Raw genomic sequence first — 22,039 nt, forward strand, 5'->3', positions numbered from 1 at the left:
AATGATAGTTTTAGGAGATAAAGAATACTACAAAGGTATCGGCCAAATTAAATTTGAAGGAAAAGAATCTGATAATCCGCTGGCATTTAAATATTATAATCCAGACCAAATTGTAGCTGGAAAAACAATGCGTGAGCACTTTAAATTTGCTATCGCATATTGGCATACATTCTGCGGACAAGGAAGCGACCCATTTGGACCAGGAACACAGCAATTTGCTTGGGATGCTTCGTCAGATCCATATCAGGCTGCAAAAGATAAAGCAGATGCAGCTTTTGAATTTATCAGCAAAATGGGATTCGATTATTTCTGTTTCCACGATTACGATTTGATCGCTGAAGGAGCAACTTTTGCAGAATCAGAAAAACGTTTGGCTTTTATTACAGATTACTTAAAACAGAAAAAAGCAGAATCTGGAATTAAATTACTTTGGGGAACTTCAAACTGTTTCTCAAACCCAAGATTCATGAACGGAGCAGCTACAAATCCAGATTTTAATGTAGTAGCAAGAGCTGGTGGACAAGTAAAATTAGCTTTGGACGCAACTATCGCTTTAGGCGGAGAAAACTATGTATTCTGGGGTGGTAGAGAAGGTTATATGTCTTTACTAAACACAGATATGGGAAGAGAATTAGACCACATGGCACAATTCTTAGCAATGTCTAGAGACTACGCAAGAGCTCAAGGTTTTAAAGGAACTTTCTTTATTGAGCCAAAACCAATGGAACCATCAAAACACCAATACGATTTTGACTCGGCTACAGCAATTGGATTCTTGAAAAATTATGGTTTAGACAAAGATTTCAAAATCAATATCGAAGTAAACCACGCTACTTTGGCACAGCATACTTTCCAACACGAATTAGAAGTAGCTGCAAAAGCAGGAATGTTAGGAAGCATCGATGCAAATAGAGGAGATTACCAAAACGGATGGGATACAGATCAATTCCCAAATAATATCCAAGAAACTACTGAAGCGATGTTGGTTTTCTTAAAAGCCGGCGGATTGCAAGGTGGTGGAGTTAACTTTGATGCTAAAATCAGAAGAAATTCAACTGATTTAGAAGATGTTTTCTTAGCGCACATTGGCGGAGCTGATACTTTTGCAAGAGCTTTATTGACTGCAGACAAAATCATCACTTCTTCTCCTTACGAAAAATTAAGAAAAGAAAGATACAGCTCATTCGATTCTGGAAAAGGGAAAGATTTTGCTGATGGAAAATTAAGCCTTAAAGATCTTTATACTATCGCTCACGAAAACGGAGAATTAAATCTTCAAAGCGGTAAGCAAGAATTGTTTGAAAACATCATCAACCAATATATTTAATTGGTTTTAGATTTTAATATCAAAAATATAGTGAGATAAAATTGAGAGAATGTGTATTAAGATTATGATTTGTTTTGAAAGTGAGATTTAAAAATAGGTTGAAGGTTTAGTTACTATTTTGAAAATCAAACAAAAGAAACAAAGTCAGTTTAATAAAATAATAAGTGAGTTATTTTTTTATTAAGGGTTTTTTGAAGATTAGAATCGATCGAAATGCACATTTTTCACTCACTGCAGCATGCTGAGAACTTTGTCAAAGTTTAAAATTTGACAAAGTTTTTTTACGCAAAAAAACTTTTAACTTAAACTAAAAAACATGAAATTTTTTATTGATACAGCCAATCTTCAGGATATTGAAGAAGCACAGGCTTTAGGCGTTTTAGACGGCGTAACCACCAATCCGTCTTTAATGGCCAAAGAAGGAATTACAGGAAAAGAAAACATCTTAAAACATTATCTTGATATTTGTAATATCGTTGACGGCGATGTTTCGGCTGAGGTAATTTCAACTGATTTTGAAGGAATGGTAAGAGAAGGTGAAGAGCTTGCTGCTTTACATCCGCAGATTGTGGTAAAACTGCCTATGATTGGCGACGGTGTAAAAGCCTGTAAATATTTTTCTTCTAAAGGAATTAAAACCAATGTAACTCTAGTATTTTCTGCTGGTCAGGCATTATTGGCAGCAAAAGCCGGAGCGACTTATGTTTCTCCATTTTTAGGCCGTTTAGATGATGTCTCAACAGATGGAATGCATCTTATCGAAGAAATCAGAGAAATCTATGACAATTACAATTACCAAACGCAGATACTTTCGGCTTCGGTAAGGCATACTATGCATATTGTAAATTGTGCCAAAGTGGGATCAGATGTTATGACCGGACCGCTTTCGGCAATTAAAGGATTACTAAAACATCCGTTAACAGATATTGGTTTGAAACAATTTGTTGAAGATGCTAAAAAAATGAATCTCTAAACTCTAAATACAACACGCAGTTAAGCCCTTTTCGCATTGAAAAGGGCTTTTTTTATTAAAGCATGATAAATTTAAATAATGACGTAAAAAGTTATTTCAAATTTTCCATCAATGTTTTCAAAAACGCAATCACCGCTTTTTTCTCATATACTTCTTTCAAAGAAATCAGCATCGCGGTTCTGGTCATATTTTCTCCCTTTATGGGAATAGCATGCAAATCTTTTTCGTTTTCGATTGTTGTTTTAGTTAAAATGGTATGCCATTTTCCCGTTTTGATTAATTCCAGCAAAGTGGGAATATCATTAATTTCAATCGTAACTTTCGGATTGAGATTGTCTTTTTTAAAAGCTTTATTTATAAACTGTGTAGTACTGAAACCACTTGAAGGAAGTGCGAGCGGCAGGGAACTGACTTCACTCAAAGAAATACTTTTTTTATTGGTAAATGATGTTTCGGTTGAGGTAACCAAAGCCATAGGAGACGTAAATAATTCCCTGTATTTAAAATGCGCCTCAGAAGCAATTTCTTCAAAAGTCAGAATCACATCAAGCTCAAAAAGATTTAGTTTCTGTATCAGTTCCTGCGAAGTTCCAAATACGATTTCAAATTGAATTTTAGGATATTCAGAACTAAATAAAATAAGCGCTTTTGTAACCACATGACGAAGTGCGTATGTCACACCAATCGCTACTTTTCCGGTTTCAAGATTATTTAAATCTTTTAAAAGTTCAAAACCGTCTGTTGCTTTGTTGACAGACTGCTGTGCGTAAACCGAAAATAAATCTCCAGCTTCTGTAAGTGTAATTCGTTTTCCAATTCTATTAAAAAGCGGCACCTGCAATTCATCTTCCAATTGTTTAATTTGTTGTGATAAAGTGCTTTGACTGATATGAAGCGCAGTTGCAGCTTCGGTAAAATTCAGTAATTCTTTTGCTTTCAGAAAATATTTAAGCTGTCGAAGTTCCATTTCTAAATCGGTTTTATCGATTGATTTTATCGAAAAATAAGGTTTTACAAATATAGAAAATCTTAAGAACTTTGTAGTGTCGCAAAATTAAAGCAAAACAAAAATGAAAATTATAGCTTTACAAGAAGGAAATTATATAGCTGATTCTAAAAAAGAGTTTAAGCTGATTACAAAAGAAACTACCGAGACAGGCCTTAAAATGGCAATTCAGCCTTTTGTGGTTATTACAGATAACGATGTCATATTATTAGATTTTGGTCTGGGATTTATGAATGATGGAATTCCGTTTATTCATGAAATGCTGAAAAAGAATAATATTGCTCCAGAGCAAATAACAAAAGTTTTGGTTTCGCATCTGCATAAAGATCATATCGAAGGAATTGGTTATTTTGAGAATGGAAACTTTGTTTGTAATTTTCCAAATGCTAAGATTTACATTCAGGAACGAGAAATAGATTTTGCTTTAGAACAAATCAATAATCCGTCTTATGTTTTTGAGATTTTAAATGAGCTCAAAAAACTGCCTAATGTAGAATTAATGCATAATGACAGTGGGCAGATTACTGATGAAATTTTCTACGAAGTTTCGGCCGGACATACCAAATATCATCAGGTTTTCTGGATCAAAGCCGATGATGAAATTGTTTTTTACGGAGCAGACGATTTGCCTCAAAAAATATACTGGTCAATGCACGTTGCTTACAAAACTGACTTTGATGGAAAACGCGCTATGGAATCCCGAAAAAAATGGGAACAGCAGGCAAAAGACGAAAACTGGAAAGTGCTTTTTTACCACGATATGAAAATGCCGGTTTTGGAATTTTTTGAACAAAAAATGGAATACGTATCATAAATGAAAGATTTACAATCAATGCCGGCTTTAATTATTTATGGTTCGCTGGCACCGGGTGAATCCAATCATTCGGTTATGGATTCTATTAAGGGAGAATGGCAGAAAGCAATTATAAAAGGAAAACTAGAAGAAGGAGGCTGGGGATCATCTTTAGGTTATCATGGTTTTATCCTGATGCCCAAAGACCAGGCAGAAACGATAAATTGTTATGTACTTTTTTCTGATGATCTAACAGCAAACTGGGATTATCTCGACGAATTTGAAGGCGACGGTTATACGCGAATTCAAACAGAATATGAACTCGAAAACGGGGAAAAGGGAACAGGATTTATTTATGCTTTAAAACAATAAAAGGAAAATTCAGATTAATTTACTTAGTCTGAATTTTTTTTTAGCCGAAAATAAAAGAAACAAAACACTTTTTACCTTTTCTTCTAAGGAAGTTCTTAGAATAGAAAAAGCTTTAGTGATTTGAGCCTCAACGGTTTTTATAGAAACATCTAGATGCTCGGCGATTTCGATATTAGTCAAACCTTCTTTTTTACTCAAAATAAAAACCTCTTTGCATTTTGGAGGCAGATTCTGAATTTCTTTGTTTACCGCATTTAAAACCCTCTGAAAAGCTTCTGAATCTTCTTCCTGAACAATTCCGTTCAAAGCGTCATAATACGATTTTTCTAATGAAAACAAAGACTGGTTTTTTCGATACAAATCGATAAACTCGTTATAAGTCATTTTATAAAGAAAACTTTTTAACGAATGCTCCGGTTTTAATCTCGTGCGCTGTTCCCAAACCTTAATAAAAACATTCTGTACAATATCTTCTGCACTGTAAACATTCTTTACCAGACTGTTAGCATAAACGCAAAGTTTATGATGATACGTATCGATTAAATAAGTATATGCCATTTCATCTCCGTTTTTAAGAGACTCAATTAATACAGCGTTATTGTTGTAGTCGGCATTTATCATAGAAACAAATATATAAATTATAATTTTTAAGGCTTAAATAGAGGCTGTATTTGAGGCAAATTAGCTGTTTTTTTCATTTTCTATTTGAAAATTATTACAAATAAAAAACTGAAAAAAATGCAAAGATAAAAACATTTACTCTTTTATTTCTATCAAATTAGTAGAATTTATTGAAAGAAAAAACTTGTGAAAAATAAAAAATTCATCAAAATGAAAAAAACTTTATCAAATTGTTAGGGTTTTGTTTTTTGGCTTCGTAATAATATTAAAAATAACTAAAATGACAGTAAAAAAGTCAGAGAGACTAATTGTTAAATTTATCACAAATCAGGCGAGTCAGGAGGAAATCGAAGCCTTGACCGAATGGTTAAAAGAGGATGAAAATCAGCTTGTGTTTAAGGATTTTGTAAAAACCAATTACGCAATAGATACCGCTTTGAACAATTTTGATTCTACCGAAGTCAGAAAACAACTTTCAGAAAGAATCAGAAAAGAAAATAACGTTTTTTATAAAAGAAGATTTTCATCGTATTACAAATATGCGGCGATTTTGATCGTTGCTTTGGGCGGATTTTATTTTTACAAAAATTCAACCACTGCAATACAGTCAAAACAAAATGTAATAATTCCGAGAGAAGATGAAATTGTGCTGCAGCTGGGTGACGAATCGCAGAATCTTGATCCAAACGAAGCCAGAACTATAACTGATAAAGACGGAAATGTAATTGGAAAACAGGAAAAAGACAGATTGGTTTATACGAAAGCTTATGCCAAAGGCGCATTAGTTTACAATACAATCAAAATTCCGTACGGAAAAAAGTTTGAAGTCCAATTGTCAGATGGGACACTTGTGCATTTAAATGCAGGAACATCGCTGCGATATCCGGTTCAGTTTGTTAAAAATCAAAACCGACAAGTTTATCTTCTTGGAGAAGCATTTTTTGAAGTTGAAAAAGACAAAGAACATCCGTTTGATGTAAACACGCAGAATGTAAATGTTGAGGTCTTGGGAACTAAATTTAATGTAGATACGTATAGTGAAAATCCAAGAACTGATGTTGTTTTGGTTGAAGGAAAAGTGTCTTTATACAAAGATCAGAAAACCAAAGAAAACCAAGTGTATTTAAAACCTGGAGAAAAAGGCTCAAACGAAAGAGGACAGTCAGAAATTACAACAGAGCAGGTTAACACAGAATATTATACAGCTTGGATAAAAGGAAGTTTAGTATTCAAAAATGCTTCGTTTGATGATATTATTAAAAAACTGGAACGACGTTACAATGTAACTTTCATCAATAAAAACAAAGTACTTGGAAAAGAAATTTTTAACGCCCGATTTGATAATGAACCCATTGAAGTGGTGCTCAAATATTTCAGCGACAGTTATGCTATTGATTATATCATTGACAGAGACAAGATTACAATAAAGTAAATTATCAATTAACAATTCATAATTAACAATTAAAAAAACGCCTATGTAACAAAAATCCAAAGAAGAAGGATCGGCATTAGATAAAAAAAACCGGAAAATGCGCCAACATTTCCCGGTAGAATAAATGCGATCAGTTAATTAACCAACCAACATTAAAAAACATTTTAAAAGTATGAAAAAACTATTGAACAGAATTAGGTTCGACAAACCTTTTTTGAAATTCGATTTGAAGATGAAATTGACCACATTATTTCTATTAACCACTCTCACGGTTATGCAGGCGGGTGTAACCTATTCGCAAAAAGCAAAAATGTCTTTCAGTGCTAATAATATGACGGTTGCAAAAGCCATAGAAAAATTAGAATACACAACCAATTACAGATTTGTTTATAATGTAAAATCAGTTGATTTAAACAGAACCATTTATGTAAATGAAAGTAATGTTTCTATCGAGACGATTTTAAATACCATTTTTGGCAATACCGGAACAGATTATAAAGTTTCGGGAAACCATATTGTATTAATGGCAAAAAAAGCTCCGGCAGAAAAACCTGTAACGTCACAAAAAGAAGAGGCAGATTTTATCGTAAAAGGACGTGTTACCGATGAAAAAGGAATGCCTTTAGTTGGTGCCGCAGTTGCTGATAATGGTTCGGGAAGAGGCGTAAATACAGACTTTAACGGAGAATATCAAATTATTGCAGTAAGCAGCGAAACGACTTTAGCATATTCTTATTTAGGATTCGTAAGACAAGAAATTAAAGTTGAAGGCAGAAGCGTAATCAATGTTGTTTTAAAAGAAGATGTTCTTGAACTTGAAGGATTAGTTTTAAAGACTGGTTATCAGGATATATCGGCAGAAAAAGCAACAGGATCTTTCTCAAGTTTAAAAGCAAAGGATTTTCAAGAACAGCGCTTAAACAGCTTAGATAAAATTTTAGAAGGACGTATTGTTGGATATCAGGATGGAAAAATTCGTGGAACAACTTCTATGAATACTAATGCTATGGCACCTTTATATGTTATTGATGGTTTTCCTGTTGAGAATACTAGATTAACGCCTTATGCAACTATCGAAGAGAATCTTCCAAATTTGAACTTAGAAGATATTGAAACAATAACGGTTTTAAAAGATGCTGCAGCTTCTTCTATTTATGGTGCTCGCGCTGCAAATGGAGTTGTCGTAATTACTACTAAAAAAGCAAAAGAAGGGAAAACAAATATTTCGTTTTCAAGTAATTTAACTGTTACGCCTTATCGAAATTATACTGGTAATCTTACCAGTTCTGCTGATATTATTGGTTTAGAAAGAGGATGGGCAGCAGCAAATCCTAATTTGAAAACCGCTAATTCAGCTACTTACGCACAGTCTTTATTAAATAATGCCGTATTTCAAAGTTTAGGAATGCAGACTATTTTAAATGGATATGCAGGAAATATTTCTCAAACAGATATGAATAATCGCTTGAATCAACTGGGTTCTCAAGGTTACAAATATTATGATGATGTAGCAAAATATGCAAAACGCGATCAATATTTTATGCAGCACAACCTTAGTTTAGGTAAAGCAAGCGAAAACAATGCTTTTAATGCTTCTATAACATATAAAGACAATCAGTTAGAGGATATGTATTCTGAAAACCAAACGGTTGGAATTAATTTGAAAAACTCAACACAAATTAACAGCTGGCTGTCTTTAGATTTGGGAACGTATTTAAATTACGGAATAGGAGATACTCAATATTATAAGCCAATCAATTCGGCTTCTGTTTCAGATAATCCGGGTTATAAATGGCAGCCATACAATCAATTAGTAAATAATGACGGAACTAATTTTGTTTCTACTGCGGCTTCTCGTTACAATAACTTCACACTTAATTCTATGCAGACTTATGGTCTTTACAACATGGATATTACGCCAATGGATGAGTTGGGAAGAAACTTAACTGAAAGCAAAAATTTCTTAAACAGAACATTTGCTAAGTTTAATGTAAAATTCAGCAACGCATTTACTTACAATGCCATGTTCCAATATGAATTTGCTTCAGATCGTGCGAGCCAATTATTTGACAGAGATTCTTTCTATGTGCGAAATAAAGTAAATAGTTTGGTAACAGTTGTGAATAATAAAGCGGTTTATAACTTGCCTTATGGAGATATTGTTAAAGAAACGAATCAGTTTTCTAATGCTTATAATTTCCGTCAGCAGTTAAATTTCAGTCAGACTTTTGCAGAAAAGCATGATTTTTCTGCTATTGCAGGTATGGAAATCCGTCATTCAAAGCAAGAATATAATGATAACACACGTTATGGTTACGATTCGCAAGCTTTATCTTTTACTGCAATAAATCAAGCCGATTTATTAAAAGTATACGGATCTGTTTTTGGCGGTTATATGTCGCAAAACGACTTTGCATTAGAAAAAGAATTGCAAAACCGTTACGTTTCTGTTTACTCAACTGGAGGTTATACGTACGATAAAAAATATTCTCTTTCTGGTAGTATTCGTTGGGATCGTTCTAATCTTTGGGGAACAGACAGTAAATACCAAAACAAACCAATCTGGTCTGTAGGTGCGGGCTGGAATATTAATAATGAATCATTTTTTAACGTTGCTTGGGTTGATGCTCTTAAACTACGTGGTTCTTATGGTATTGCAGGAAATATTGCCAAAGATTCTGCACCTTATTTAACAGCTTTTTATTATGCCAATGCCAATGTTGGAGGAACTTATGGAAGTGTAGGTAAACGACCAAATCCTGAATTATCTTGGGAAAAAACTACAACAACCAATATTGGTTTAGATTTCTCATTCTTTAAAAGCAGATTAAGCGGAACTCTAGATTTATATAATAAAAAAGGACAAGACTTGTTAGCAAGTAGTCAGGGAATTCCAACAGAAGGATTTGGTTATTCAACCTACTATCTTAATAACGGAGAAATGACCAACAAAGGTATCGAAGTTACCTTAAGAGGAACAATGGTAAAAACGTCTGCTTTCTCTTGGGATGCGGCCGTTTTGTATGCCTATAATAAAAATACTGTAGATTATGTAAATGTAAAAGCTCCTGTTTACTATTTACAATTAGATTATCCACAGGCATATCCTAGAATTGGAACAAGTTTTAACAGCATTTATGGTTACCAATGGGCTGGTTTAAGCAATACTGGACTGCCTCAGGTTTATGATGCTTCAGGTACAGCAGTGAAATACAATCCAGGTCAGTTAGATGCGATCAAAGATTATGGTTCAACAGTTCCTATACACAGCGGTTCTTTCCATACCTCAGCAAATTATAAAAACTTCTCACTTTCGGCTCTTTTCATTTATGAGTTAGGACATAAAGTAAAAAACACATTCCTGCCAATGTTGGCTAACAATTACAATGGCGCACTTGGGGGTTATGTAACCGATATTTCGGTGGTAAACAACAATATTGCAAATCGTTGGATGCAGCCAGGAGATGAGGCTTTTACCAATGTTCCGAGAGCGGTTTACGAATATGAAGCAGATTTTAATTCAGAATCTCGCACCATTTATTCGTATGCAGATATTAATATTTTGGATGCGTCAAATTTAAGATTAAGCAACATTTCGTTAGCGTATCAAATGCCAAAAGATATTATTAAAAGAGTAAAACTAGACGGAGTAAGATTCAATTTGAACGCAGAAAACGTATACACTTTTGCCAAAAGCAGAGATGCCAAATACATGCTGGGCGGTTTCATATCTCCAAGCTTTGTTATGGGTGTAAATGTTAATTTCTAATTTATAAAGACTAGACGATGAAAAATATATATAAAAAAGCAGCGTGCTTATTGGCTTTAGGATTGACTTTGGCATCTTGCGATGATTACTTGAATGATGTGCCAAAAGGAGCAAAATCTCCAGAAACATTAGCAGACTATGAAGCTTTTTTGCGTGACGAATACAATACAAGATTAGATATCTTAGGAGCTACGCATTTACTAAATGATCAATTCATAACAGCTGCTACACTTACAAGTAATAGGTTATATAATGCCAATTATATGTGGGACGAAAATGCAGATCGTATTGCATTGAAGGTCTCAGATGAATCTACATATTACACAACTTATAGCGGAATTTCGGCTTTTAATTTAATTATTGAAAATGCACTTTCGACTACTAAAGCGACTGAGCAAGAACAGAGAATAGTTTGGGCGCAGGCAAAAATAATGCGTGCGATGAACTTTTTTTATGTGACTAATTTTTATGCAGATACTTATGTAGCTTCTACAGCGTCAACAAAATTATCAGTTCCGTTAATTACAAGTGCCAATATTAATGCGCCAAGTAAACAAGTAACCATTCAGGAAATGTATGATTTTATTCTAAATGACATTAAAGAAGCATTACCATATTTGCCTAAGGTTGCTCAAACCGCTTTGCATCCAAATTTAGGGGCAGGTTATGCTTTTTATTCAAGAGTTTATCTGCAGATGAATAATTATACAGAAGCTTTAAAATATGCTGATTTGGCATTAGCAGAAAATAATAAACTCTTTGACTGGGCAGCTTTTTACGAAGCAAATAAAGCCATTATAGATGTGCCAAATTCTTATACAACATCAGTTTCGCCAATGGGTTATAACAATGTTGAAAACTATGTTTTTAGACACGGTTCAAGCCGTTCATTAGGGAGAGAGCCAAGCATACCAGTAGAAAGAGCTGCGCGTTTTGAAACGGGGGATGCACGTTTAAAATCTCGTTGGAAATTAAGAACCGTAGGAGCAGATACGTATTACTATTCAATATTGTCAGGAATGTACAATTTTGGCGGACTTACAACTGTTGAGGTTTATTTAATAAAAGCGGAGTGTTTAGCACGTGATAATAAAATCAGTGAAGCATTGGCTATTTTAAATGCGGTTCGTAAAACACGTATTCTTCCTGCATCTTATCAGGATATTGCAACTACAGATAAAGCAGCTGCTTTGAACGCTATTTACAAAACAAAAAATAATGAATTTGTACAGACTCTTATTCCTTATGCAGATGCAAGACGTTTAAATGCAGAAGGTGTTTATAAAGTTAGTTTTACCAAAACAGCAAACGGAAATACCTATACTTTAAAATCAGATTCTCATTTATGGACAATGCCATTTCCACAAGGAGCAACACAAAATCCAGGAAACGGAACATTAACACAAAACGTAGATAAATAATAACTCAAAAGCTTCCTGATTAGGAACTCCAAAAGGGAAGCTTTTCTATAAAACATCGATCAAAAATGAATACAATTAAATATAAAATAACAGCTTTGTGCATCTGTTTGTTTATGGTTTCAAACACTCAGGCACAAAAGAAAAAAACAGCTGCTCCGGTGGCGGCATCTTATACAATTGAAGGAAACGTTACAGGTCTTGAAGAAGGAACAACTGTAAAATTAATTCCGGGTGGTACACATTCATCAGAATTACCGGTTGCAGAAACTACGCTGAAAGATGGTAAATTTACCTTTACAGGAAAATTAAAAGAACCGAGATATTTCTATATATCGTTTGGAAAAAATAAAGGAATTATTCCGGTAATGGCAGAAAATTCTAAAATAAAAATTACTGCTTCGGGCAGTGTTTCAAATGATGAAGGACAGTATATTAAATTTAAAGACATAGCAGTTACAGGTTCTAAATCACATGATTTTTACACAAAAGAAACGGCTTTTAAAGCAGAGTTAGATAAAGATTATGCTGCTTATCATGTTGGAATAGATGAATTGAGCAATAAAGTAGGCAAAGCCAGAAAAGAAGGAAATAAAAAAGCTTTAGACTCTCTTTATGGCACTGAACAATGGAAAGTTTTTGAAGCAAAAGAAAAAGCATTTTTTACCAAAGTAGAAAAAACAACATTAGATCTTATTGCAAAACATAAAGAAACCTGGTGGGGACCGTTTTTTATGATGACAAATTACAGTTATTTTACACCCGAACAAAAACCATTGTACGATCAGTTTTCTGAAACAGCAAAGAAAAGTTACTACGGGCAAATTTTAGATAAAGATTTAAATCCGAAATCATTAATTGGAACCAGCATTGCTAATTTCAGTTTAAAAGACAAAGACGGAAAACCATATGCTGCAAAAGATATTACAGCAGGGAAAAAATACATTTTGGTTGATTTTTGGGCTTCTTGGTGCGGACCATGCCGAAAAGAAATTCCAAACCTAAAAACAGCCTATTCAGAATATTCTGGAAAAGGATTTGAAATTTTAAGTATTTCAATTGACAAAGATGAAAAAGCCTGGCAGAAAGCATTAGGACAAGAAAATATGCAATGGCATAATCTTTTAGATGATGACAAAGTAAGCAAATCATTTAACGTAAAAGCAATTCCGGCAACCTATTTAGTTGATAGTAAAGGTGTAATTATCAGCGATAATTTAAGAGGTGCAGAATTAGAAGCAAAATTAAAAGAACTATTAAAATCTTAATTTTAAGTTTATAGCCGCAGTTTACAGTCTCAATCAACACTGTAACTGAAAACTGGGACTGAAAACTGAGACAAAAAAACTAAAAAAATAACTCACATGAAAAGTACAATCTTAAAATCGTCATTAATTGTATTGGCACTTGCATCTGTAACTACTTCTTGCTCTAAAAAAGAAGGTTACACAATCAACGGTACTATTGCCGGATTAGATAAAGGAATGGTTTATCTTGAAAACACAGATGAAAAAGGAAATAAACAAATAGCAGATTCTGCACAAATTAAAGAAGGAGGAACTTTTACTTTTGAAGGAAAAGTTTCAGAACCTTTACTATATACTCTTAAATTAAAAGGAGAAGATTATGGAGCTTTCTTTCTTTTAGAGAACGAAGACATTAAAATTGAAGCTAAAAAAGATTCTATTTTTAAAGCTAAAATCAGTGGAGCGCGGCAAAATGATATTTACAAATCATACTACGATAACGAATTCAAAAAAATCCAGAATATCGCTGGTCCTGTTTATAAATTATCTGACTCCTTAACTCAAAACGGAAAAGTAAAATTAACAGCTGAACAGCAAACCATGATGGATAAAAAATGGAAAGATCTTGCCGCTTTTGCTGATGATTTAACCGATAAATACATCCGAAAAAATAAAGATAAAGTAGGTGCTGCTTTAATAATCAATGACCGAATTGTATCGTATGGAACTCCGGAACAGGTAAAAATGTATTATGCCGTTTTATCTCCAGACGTACAAAAATCAATTTACGGAAAACAGTTAAAAGAAGCCATCGACCTTAACGAAAAAACAGCAGTAGGCGTTACAGCTCCAGAGTTTTCTCAAACCGATATTGACGGAAAAGTAGTGAATCTTTCAGATTACAAAGGAAAATATGTTTTAGTTGATTTTTGGGCTTCTTGGTGCGGACCATGCCGAAAAGAAAATCCAAACGTAGTTTTAGCTTATAAAACCTATCACGAAAAAGGATTTGATGTTTTGGGAGTTTCTTTAGATGATAAAAAGAACCTTTGGCAGAAAGCAATCGAAAAAGACGGTTTAACCTGGACTCATGTTTCTGATTTAAAAGGATGGCAGAACGAAGCTGCTGTTTTATACGGAGTAAAAATGGTGCCAACGAATTACTTAATTGGTCCAGACGGAAAAATCGTTGCTAAAAACCTTAGAGAAGCAGAATTACAATCTAAACTAAAAGAAATCTTCAGCAAATCGTAAATTAGTATTCAGTCGCAGTTTTCAGTCGCAGTCTCAGTTTGGTTTAATCTGTTCAGTCGATAACTGAAAACTGCGACTGCGACTGAAAACTCAAGAAAAAATCTCTCAAAAAAATGAAAAAACACATCCTTCTGGGCTATTGCTCACTAGCATTCTGCACGCTTGTTTCTGCGCAGAATAAATCAGTTAACTTCAAGAAAATAAAAGAATTAGGCGGAATAGAAGAATATTTATATCAGCCAAACGGCATGAATGTTTTGCTTTTGCAGGACAATGCTTCACCTGTTGCAACAGTGCAGATTGTATATCGTGTAGGTTCTAAACATGAGGTTTTAGGAAACACAGGATCGACACACCTTTTAGAACATTTAATGTTTAAAGGAACGCCGAGTTTCAACAAAAAAAACGGAAACACCATTACAGATGTTTTGCAAAATACAGGAGCGCAGTTAAACGCTACAACCTGGTATGATCGTACCAATTATTTCGAAACACTTCCAAGCGATAAAATCGAACTGGCACTTCAAATTGAAGCCGACAGAATGCGTAATTCTTTATTATTAAAAGAAGATAAAGAAGCCGAAATGACTGTTGTACGTAACGAATTTGAACGCGGTGAAAACAATCCAAATAGTTTATTAGACAAAGAGATCTGGGCTTCGGCATACATTGCACACCCGTATCATCACTCCACAATTGGATGGAAATCGGATATCGAAAATGCACCAATCGAGGTTTTACGTAATTTCTATAATACCTATTACTGGCCGGATAATGCCACTTTAACCATTATTGGAGATTTTAAAAAAGACAATGTTTTTGACTTAATCGAAAAGTATTTCGGTAAAATTACAAAAGCACCAAACGCGATGCCGCAGCCTTATACGCAGGAACCGCAGCAATATGGCGCGCGAAAAATTGTAGTGAGAAAGCCGGGAGAATTAGGCGTAATAAACAAAGCTTATAAAATTCCGGGCGCTTTACACGAAGACCTTCCTGCTTTAAATATTTTGGGAGAAATTATAGGTTCCGGGCCGTCTGCAATTTTAAATAAAACTTTCGTTGACAGCCGTTTAGGAATTTATACGTATGCAAGTGCAACAAATTTCAAAGAAGTCGGTCTTTTTACCATTGGAGTTGGTTTTCCAACCTCATCAAAACATGAAGATATCGATGCAAAAATCAGCGAAGTGGTAGCAAAAATCCAAAAAGAAGGCGTAACACAAGATGAGGTAAACAGAGTAGTTGCCAAAATTAGTGCACAGACCATTTTAGCAAGAGACGGTTCTGGAGTAATTGCATCAGAATTAAACGAAGCCATTGCAGCCGGCGACTGGACAGATTATGTAACAGGAGTTGACAGATTGAAAAAAGTAACTCCGGCAGATGTTCTTCGCGTAGCACAAAAATATTTAGTTGAAGACCAAAGCACAACAGGTTATTTTATTCCGAAACAATCAGGAAACCAAAATCAGGATACTGCAAAAGCAAACAACTTTATTCCTGAAAACGGACCGTTTTATTACAGACATTCAGAAGATGGACATGTACACGAAGAATCAGAATCAGCTGTTTCATCAGAACAAAAAAATACAACAGAAATCGCTTATGATGATACAATAATCGAAAAAACAGCTTCGGCTTACAAAAGAGAAAAAGTATCAGCAATTGATGTCATTTCGGTAAAAACTTCGGCTAAAGATTTCGTAACCGTTGCAGCAAGTATTTCGTTAGGAAATTATGCAAATGAAGGAAAAAACAATATGATTCCGTCTTTAACAGCGTCAATGTTATCAAAAGGAACTACGTTAAATGACAAGTTTAAATTCTCTGAAAAACTCCAAAAATTGGGCGTAAACTTAAGCGTAAATGCCTCAACTTTTAAAATCAATATTGGATTTAAATGCTTGAAAAAAGATTTAGATCAGGTAATTACTTTACTGGCAGAAGAATTAAGAAATCCTTTGTTTGATGCCAAAGAATTTGAAAACTTAAAACAGCAGTTTATCGGGAATACACAGCAGGATTTAAACGATCCGGGCGAAAGAGGAAGCATTGCATTATCGCAGGCTATTTATCCAAAAGCAAATCCAAATTACAGTTTAAGTGTTGAAGATTACATCGCGAATATTAAAAACGCATCTTTAGACGAAGTAAAAGCTTTTCATAAAAAATATTTCGGATCGGCTTCAATGCATTTAGTTATTGTAGGCGATACAGAAGGATCTAATTTAAATGCTTCTTTAAAAAAATCATTCAAAAACTGGAATGGCGGAGTAGTAGAAAACATGAAATTTGAAGAAGCAGTAAAATCCAATTCAAAAACAGAAGTATTAACAATTCCGGAAAAACCAAGTGCCGAATTATTCATTGGGCAATACACAGGTTTAAAAAGAACTGATGCCGATTATATTCCGTTTTACATTGCTAACTATACTTTAGGAGCAGGTTTTGCCGGACGTTTAATGCAGACTGTTCGTGATAATGACGGATTAACTTATAGTATTTCATCTGGTTTAGGAGGAAATATTACAACAGGTGGTTACTGGTTCGTAAACGCTTCTTTCAATCCGGCATTATTTCAAAAAGGATTAGATGCTACAAAAGTTCAGGTAGATAAATGGGTTAAAGACGGAATCACCGCAACAGAATTAGAAAACAAGAAAACCAATTTAATTGGAAGTTTTAAAGTAGGAATGTCAACCACAAGCGGAATGGCAAGAACTATTTTAAGTTTTGTAGAAAGAGGTCTGGAGCCAAACTATATAGAACAATATCCAAAAGATATCGAAAAAGTGACTTTGCAGCAGGTAAACGATGCTGTTAAGAAATACATCCAGTTAGACAAAATGATTATCATCAAAGCAGGTTCTTTGGATAAAGACGGGAATCCTTTGAAGTAGTCTTTTTAGTTTACAGTTCCAGTGTTCAGTCTCAGTGTTCAGTTCGCTGTAATCTGCAAACTGTGACTGCGACTGAAAACTAAAAAAATTGAACACTGAATACTTAGACTAAATCTAAAATTTATTTTAATAGTCGTCTTTCATTATTTTCATTTTAGAATCTGAATTAGTAAGCCATTTTCTATGAGAGACCTTTAAGAGAGCTGTTTTTGCCGACAGCTCTTTTTTGTAAAACAGCAAACCAAAAAACAATGAAAAATAGCATATTAACTTTCCTTTTACTGCTTTCGGCGAGTATGTTTGGTCAAATGTACAATCCCGTAAAGTGGTCAGCATCTGTAGAGAAAATTTCAGATAAAGAATATATTTTAAAAGCCAAAGCCGTAATACAATCGGGCTGGCATTTGTACGGACAATATATTGAAGAAGGAGGACCTTCACCAACCGCTTTTACCTTTAAAAATACGCCAAAAAAATTCGAATTAGTGGGAAAAACAACCGAAGAAAAAGGTCATGAAACGATCGACAAAATCTTCGATATGAAAATCAAATATTTTGAAGACAAAGCCTTTTTTACCCAAAAAATCAAACTCATTTCTGACGTTTCATCCATTACAGCCGATGTTGATTTTATGGTTTGCGATGACAGCAATTGTTTACCGCCCACAACAGAAGAATTAACTTTTAAAATTCCGGCAGACAAGAAATTGGCTTTCGCCGAAGAAACTCCAGCTGTAAAAAAAGATTCGGCTGTTGCTGAAGATGTAACATTTGTAAAAGCCGTAGATAAACCAGAAAAAACAGCAGTAAATCCCGTTAAGAAAGAAGAATCCAGAGGATTGCTGAGTATTTTCATTATTGCCTTTTTATCAGGATTTGCAGCGCTTTTAACGCCTTGCGTTTTCCCAATGATTCCAATGACGGTAAGTTATTTTACCAAGCAGAGTAAAACTAAAGCAGCCGGAATTCGTAATGCCATGATTTACGGGTTTTCAATCGTAATTATTTACGTTTTATTAGGTTCAATCGTAACCGCAGTTTTTGGTGCCGATTCGCTGAATGCACTTTCAACTAACGTTTGGTTCAACCTGATTTTCTTTGTTTTATTGGTTGTTTTTGCGTGTTCCTTTTTGGGCGCTTTCGAAATTATGCTGCCAAATGCATTAGCCAATAAAGTCGATTCACAAGCCGATAGAGGCGGATTAATCGGGATTTTCTTTATGGCTTTGGCTTTAGCCATTGTATCCTTTTCATGTACAGGACCAATCGTAGGAACCTTATTAGTCGAAGCCGCTTCAAAAGGCGGGATTGCGCCAATTGTTGGAATGTTAGGATTTTCAATCGCCATTGCCCTGCCGTTTTCATTATTTGCAGCATTTCCGGGCTGGTTAAACGCATTGCCAAAATCAGGAGGATGGCTCAATACCGTAAAAGTAGTTTTAGGCTTTTTAGAATTGGCTTTAGCCTTCAAATTTTTATCAAATGCCGATTTGGTTCTGCAATTGCATTGGTTAGAAAGAGAAGTTTTTCTTGCCATTTGGATTGCCGTTTTTGGAGCTTTGGCTTTTTATTTATTCGGAAAAATTACTTTACCTCACGATTCGCCTTTAAACCATATTTCGGTAGGAAGATTAAGTTTTGGATTGATCGTTTTAACGTTTACTATTTATTTGATTCCCGGACTTTGGGGCGCACCTCTTAAATTAATCAGCGGATTTCCTCCGCCAATGTACTACAGCGAATCTCCAGACGGATTAGGCGCTAAAAATACTGCCGAAACAACAAAATCTGCTTTGCCGGAAGGCGCAGAATACGGTCCGCAGAATATCATCACTTTTCATGATTACGACAAAGGAATGGAGTTTGCCAAAAAAGCTGGAAAACCTGTTTTGTTAGATTTTACCGGATATGCCTGCGTAAACTGTCGAAAAATGGAAGAATTAGTCTGGTCAGACGCTAAAGTTTTAGGTGTTTTAAATAATGATGTGGTTTTGATTTCGCTTTATGTTGACGATAAAAAAGAACTGCCAGAAAGTGAACAATATGTTTCTGAAACAACCGGAAAAAAAATCAAAACCATCGGGAACAAATGGAGCGATTTACAGATTAAAACCTATAAAGCAAATGCACAGCCGTTTTATGTAATTGTAGATCACGCTAGTAATTCTTTAACAGAAACCTCAGCGTATAATCCTGATATCGAAGAATATTACAAATGGCTTCAAAGCGGTATTAAAAACTTTAAAAAGTAAAAATACTTTTAAGATGATAAATGAAATGGATACTATTTTGAATACAAAACCAAGCGAACTCGAAAACTATTTTTCTGAATTTAGAGAAAATACAATTGGAGTCAATCACAGTTTCGAGTCGATTTACGGCCCGCAGAATATTCTGTATGCAGACTGGATTGCCAGTGGAAGATTATATTTCCCGATTGAAGATATTATGCTTCGAAAAATTGGTCCAATGATCGCCAATACGCACTCTTTTTCCAGCCAGACCGGAAAAGCTTCGACTTATGCCTATCAGCACGCAAGAGAGTTGATAAAAAAGCATGTAAACGCAAATGAATCCGATTGTCTTGTAGCAACAGGAACCGGAATGACGGCTGCTTTAAATAAATTGCAGCGTATTATGGGACTGCGTTCTCAGGACAATATTTTCAATGTAAAAATCAATTTTGATAATGAAAGGCCGGTAGTTTTTATCACACACATGGAGCATCATTCCAATCAGGTTCCGTGGTACGAAACCATTGCCGATGTTGTGGTTTTACCCTGCGGAAAAGACAATTTAGTCGATCCGGAGATATTGGCCGAAGAAATCAAAAAATACGAAAACAGAACGCTTAAAATTGGCTCATTTACCGCTTGTTCAAACGTTACGGGAATTATTACGCCGTATCATGAATTAGCCAAAATAATGCATCAAAACGGCGGTTATTGTTTTGTAGATTTTGCAGCGTCGGCGCCGTATGTTTCAATTGATATGCATCCGGAAGATCCCGAAGAACAATTGGATGCTATTTTCTTTTCGCCCCATAAATTTCTGGGCGGCCCCGGAACGTGCGGCATTTTAATTTTCAATGAAAAATTATACCAATCCAGTTTTCCGGATAATCCGGGCGGAGGAAATGTAAAATGCACCAATCCGTGGGGCGGATACCATTACAGCGATGCTATTGAAGTAAAAGAAGATGGCGGAACACCGGGATTTCTGCAGGTTATGCGAACTGCTTTGTGTCTGGAACTGAAAAATAAAATGAACGTTCAAAACATGAAAAACAGAGAAAAAGAACTGCTTGATCTTTGTTTTCTTGAATTGCAGAAAATAAAAGGTTTAACCATTCTGGGAGATTTAAAAACAGAAAGAATTGGCTGCGTTTCGTTTACGATCGAGAATATTCATTACAATTTAATCGTACGATTATTGAATGACCGTTTTGGAATTCAGGTTAGGGGCGGGTGGTCTTGTGCCAGTACATACGCTCATTTTTTATTGAATATTGATGAAGAAAAATCAACCGAAATCACAAACGGAATCCTTCAGAAAAATTTAACCGAAAAACCGGGCTGGGTAAGAGTTTCACTTCATCCAACCATGAAAAATGATGAACTTTTATTTATTTGTAAAGCCGTTGAACAAATCGTTTTAAATATTCAGGATTGGCAGAAAGCGTATCAATATAATCCTGTAACCAACGAATTTGATAATCTTTTGGTAAAAGAAACCATTGAAGACGATGTCAAAAGTTGGTTTTCTTTGGCTTAGATTTTTGTGTATAAGAAAGGCTGTTCCGCTTTTGGAACAGCCTCTTTTTTAATTTTTTTGGCTGGAGGATTTTTTTATCTGTATAAACCCCGGCGGAGCGCCATATCTTATATTAGAAAATAGGTCACTCCGCTGGAGCTTTATATTGTAAATGAATATTGCTATAAATATTAAGCTTCTCTGAAGCTTTAAAAAAACTAAAATCACGCCAAATCAAGATCGTAACGTTCATCTTTAAACGTTTTCCCCCATTGGTTTACTTCTGTAGATTCTGTGAGTTTAAAACCAGCTATTTTATACATTTCAAGCGCTTTGTCCTGCATGTTTGTTGTAAGCAGAAACACATTTTTAAACTTCTTTTCACGGCAAAAATCTACCGCATCAGTCAATAGTTTTTTACCAATTCCCAAACCTCTAAATGACGGATCAAGCAGAAACCATCGCAGCTGTGCTTCGTCTTTTGATTGATGCTGAATAGCAATACAACCCACAATTTTGTTATTATATTCTGCTATCCAGATACGGTCATAATCTGGAGAATAATTTTCTAAGAAATCATAGAAAGTCTTAACGACATATTTTTCAAATTCATTAGAAAAATTCGATTCATTGCTGTAAATAATCCCATGCAGATAAATAATATAACCAAAATCGCCCGGTTTAATTTCATGACGATACATAATATCACTTCGAAGCGGTTTACTTTCAGAGAGCAGGTTTTTTATAGTATGCATCGAATTGACAAGATTCTCTTTCTCGAAGAAATTCAGATTTTCAATTTTATTTTCAATCTGCTCATTTACTTTAGCATTCAACGAACTTAGCAATTGTTTTCCTAAACTGCTGAGTTCAATATTAAAAGCACGCTTATCATCTGGTGAAGACGCTTTTTTGATAAGATTGTCTTTTAAAAAACGTTTCAAAATTCGGCTTACATATCCTTTGTCGAGATTGAGGATTTCGGTTATATTTTGAGCGGTAATAGTTTTGTTCTCGCTGATTTCGTAAAGAATTCGAACTTCAGTTATCGAGTAATCACTTTCCAGATAATGCTGGCTTAATAAATCTAAATGAGAAGTATAAAAACGGTTAAAACTTCTAATTTTTGAAGTTGTAGTAGTCATAATTTAAAATATTGCATTATAGAAAT

Annotated in this window: 15 protein-coding genes; 12 read left to right on the forward strand and 3 right to left on the reverse strand. The window is 34.6% G+C overall.

Features of this window, described 5'->3' with window-relative positions; genetic code table 11:
* Nucleotide 1 precedes the first annotated feature (1 nt).
* Together xylA and fsa are read left to right on the forward strand one after the other, a co-directional pair.
* Nucleotides 2–1,327 (forward strand): xylose isomerase, encoded by a 1,326-nt coding sequence (gene xylA / locus FJOH_RS10430; protein WP_012024073.1) that lies wholly within the window; start codon nucleotides 2–4, stop codon nucleotides 1,325–1,327.
* A gap of 316 nt (nucleotides 1,328–1,643) precedes the next feature.
* Nucleotides 1,644–2,300 (forward strand): fructose-6-phosphate aldolase, encoded by a 657-nt coding sequence (fsa, locus tag FJOH_RS10435; protein WP_012024074.1) that lies wholly within the window; start codon nucleotides 1,644–1,646, stop codon nucleotides 2,298–2,300.
* A gap of 91 nt (nucleotides 2,301–2,391) precedes the next feature.
* Here the strand turns inward: fsa and FJOH_RS10440 are convergent, their stop codons facing one another.
* Nucleotides 2,392–3,267: a LysR substrate-binding domain-containing protein gene (locus FJOH_RS10440; protein WP_012024075.1), complete on the reverse strand. Its 876-nt coding sequence runs from the start codon at nucleotides 3,265–3,267 to the stop codon at nucleotides 2,392–2,394.
* Nucleotides 3,268–3,370: 103 nt separating this feature from the next.
* Here FJOH_RS10440 and FJOH_RS10445 point away from each other — a divergent pair, with 103 nt between their 5' ends.
* Together FJOH_RS10445 and FJOH_RS10450 are read left to right on the forward strand one after the other, a co-directional pair.
* Nucleotides 3,371–4,120 carry an MBL fold metallo-hydrolase gene (locus FJOH_RS10445; protein ID WP_012024076.1) on the forward strand — a complete coding sequence of 250 codons (750 nt, stop codon included), beginning with the start codon at nucleotides 3,371–3,373 and terminating at the stop codon, nucleotides 4,118–4,120.
* A complete protein-coding gene (locus FJOH_RS10450) occupies nucleotides 4,121–4,471 on the forward strand; it encodes a gamma-glutamylcyclotransferase family protein (RefSeq protein WP_012024077.1) in 351 nt (116 codons plus the stop codon).
* A gap of 9 nt (nucleotides 4,472–4,480) precedes the next feature.
* Here FJOH_RS10450 and FJOH_RS10455 read toward each other — a convergent pair whose 3' ends face one another.
* Nucleotides 4,481–5,092, reverse strand: coding sequence for an RNA polymerase sigma factor (locus FJOH_RS10455; RefSeq protein ID WP_012024078.1), 612 nt, complete (start codon nucleotides 5,090–5,092; stop codon nucleotides 4,481–4,483).
* Nucleotides 5,093–5,372: 280 nt separating this feature from the next.
* On the opposite strand from FJOH_RS10455, the gene FJOH_RS10460 reads away from it, so the two are divergent.
* From FJOH_RS10460 to FJOH_RS10495, 8 genes are all read left to right on the forward strand, one after another.
* Nucleotides 5,373–6,524: a FecR family protein gene (locus FJOH_RS10460; RefSeq protein ID WP_012024079.1), complete on the forward strand. Its 1,152-nt coding sequence runs from the start codon at nucleotides 5,373–5,375 to the stop codon at nucleotides 6,522–6,524.
* Nucleotides 6,525–6,696: 172 nt separating this feature from the next.
* Nucleotides 6,697–10,293 (forward strand): SusC/RagA family TonB-linked outer membrane protein, encoded by a 3,597-nt coding sequence (locus FJOH_RS10465; protein WP_012024080.1) that lies wholly within the window; start codon nucleotides 6,697–6,699, stop codon nucleotides 10,291–10,293.
* Between the two features lie 17 nt (nucleotides 10,294–10,310).
* On the forward strand, nucleotides 10,311–11,714 hold the full coding sequence (locus FJOH_RS10470) for a RagB/SusD family nutrient uptake outer membrane protein (protein WP_012024081.1): 1,404 nt from the start codon (nucleotides 10,311–10,313) through the stop codon (nucleotides 11,712–11,714).
* 65 nt (nucleotides 11,715–11,779) lie between these two features.
* Nucleotides 11,780–12,979 (forward strand): TlpA disulfide reductase family protein, encoded by a 1,200-nt coding sequence (locus tag FJOH_RS10475; RefSeq protein WP_012024082.1) that lies wholly within the window; start codon nucleotides 11,780–11,782, stop codon nucleotides 12,977–12,979.
* A 96-nt stretch (nucleotides 12,980–13,075) separates the two neighbouring features.
* Nucleotides 13,076–14,212 carry a TlpA disulfide reductase family protein gene (locus FJOH_RS10480; RefSeq protein WP_012024083.1) on the forward strand — a complete coding sequence of 379 codons (1,137 nt, stop codon included), beginning with the start codon at nucleotides 13,076–13,078 and terminating at the stop codon, nucleotides 14,210–14,212.
* A gap of 113 nt (nucleotides 14,213–14,325) precedes the next feature.
* Nucleotides 14,326–17,115 carry a M16 family metallopeptidase gene (locus tag FJOH_RS10485; RefSeq protein WP_012024084.1) on the forward strand — a complete coding sequence of 930 codons (2,790 nt, stop codon included), beginning with the start codon at nucleotides 14,326–14,328 and terminating at the stop codon, nucleotides 17,113–17,115.
* Nucleotides 17,116–17,366: 251 nt separating this feature from the next.
* Nucleotides 17,367–19,367, forward strand: a complete 2,001-nt coding sequence (locus FJOH_RS10490) for a protein-disulfide reductase DsbD family protein (RefSeq protein ID WP_012024085.1) — start codon at nucleotides 17,367–17,369, stop codon at nucleotides 19,365–19,367.
* 13 nt (nucleotides 19,368–19,380) lie between these two features.
* Nucleotides 19,381–20,889 carry an aminotransferase class V-fold PLP-dependent enzyme gene (locus FJOH_RS10495; protein WP_012024086.1) on the forward strand — a complete coding sequence of 503 codons (1,509 nt, stop codon included), beginning with the start codon at nucleotides 19,381–19,383 and terminating at the stop codon, nucleotides 20,887–20,889.
* Between the two features lie 203 nt (nucleotides 20,890–21,092).
* On the opposite strand, the gene FJOH_RS10500 is transcribed toward FJOH_RS10495, so the two are convergent.
* On the reverse strand, nucleotides 21,093–22,013 hold the full coding sequence (locus tag FJOH_RS10500) for a bifunctional helix-turn-helix transcriptional regulator/GNAT family N-acetyltransferase (protein WP_012024087.1): 921 nt from the start codon (nucleotides 22,011–22,013) through the stop codon (nucleotides 21,093–21,095).
* Nucleotides 22,014–22,039: the final 26 nt, after the last annotated feature.

The organism is Flavobacterium johnsoniae UW101 (assembly GCF_000016645.1).
Lineage (GTDB): Bacteria > Bacteroidota > Bacteroidia > Flavobacteriales > Flavobacteriaceae > Flavobacterium > Flavobacterium johnsoniae.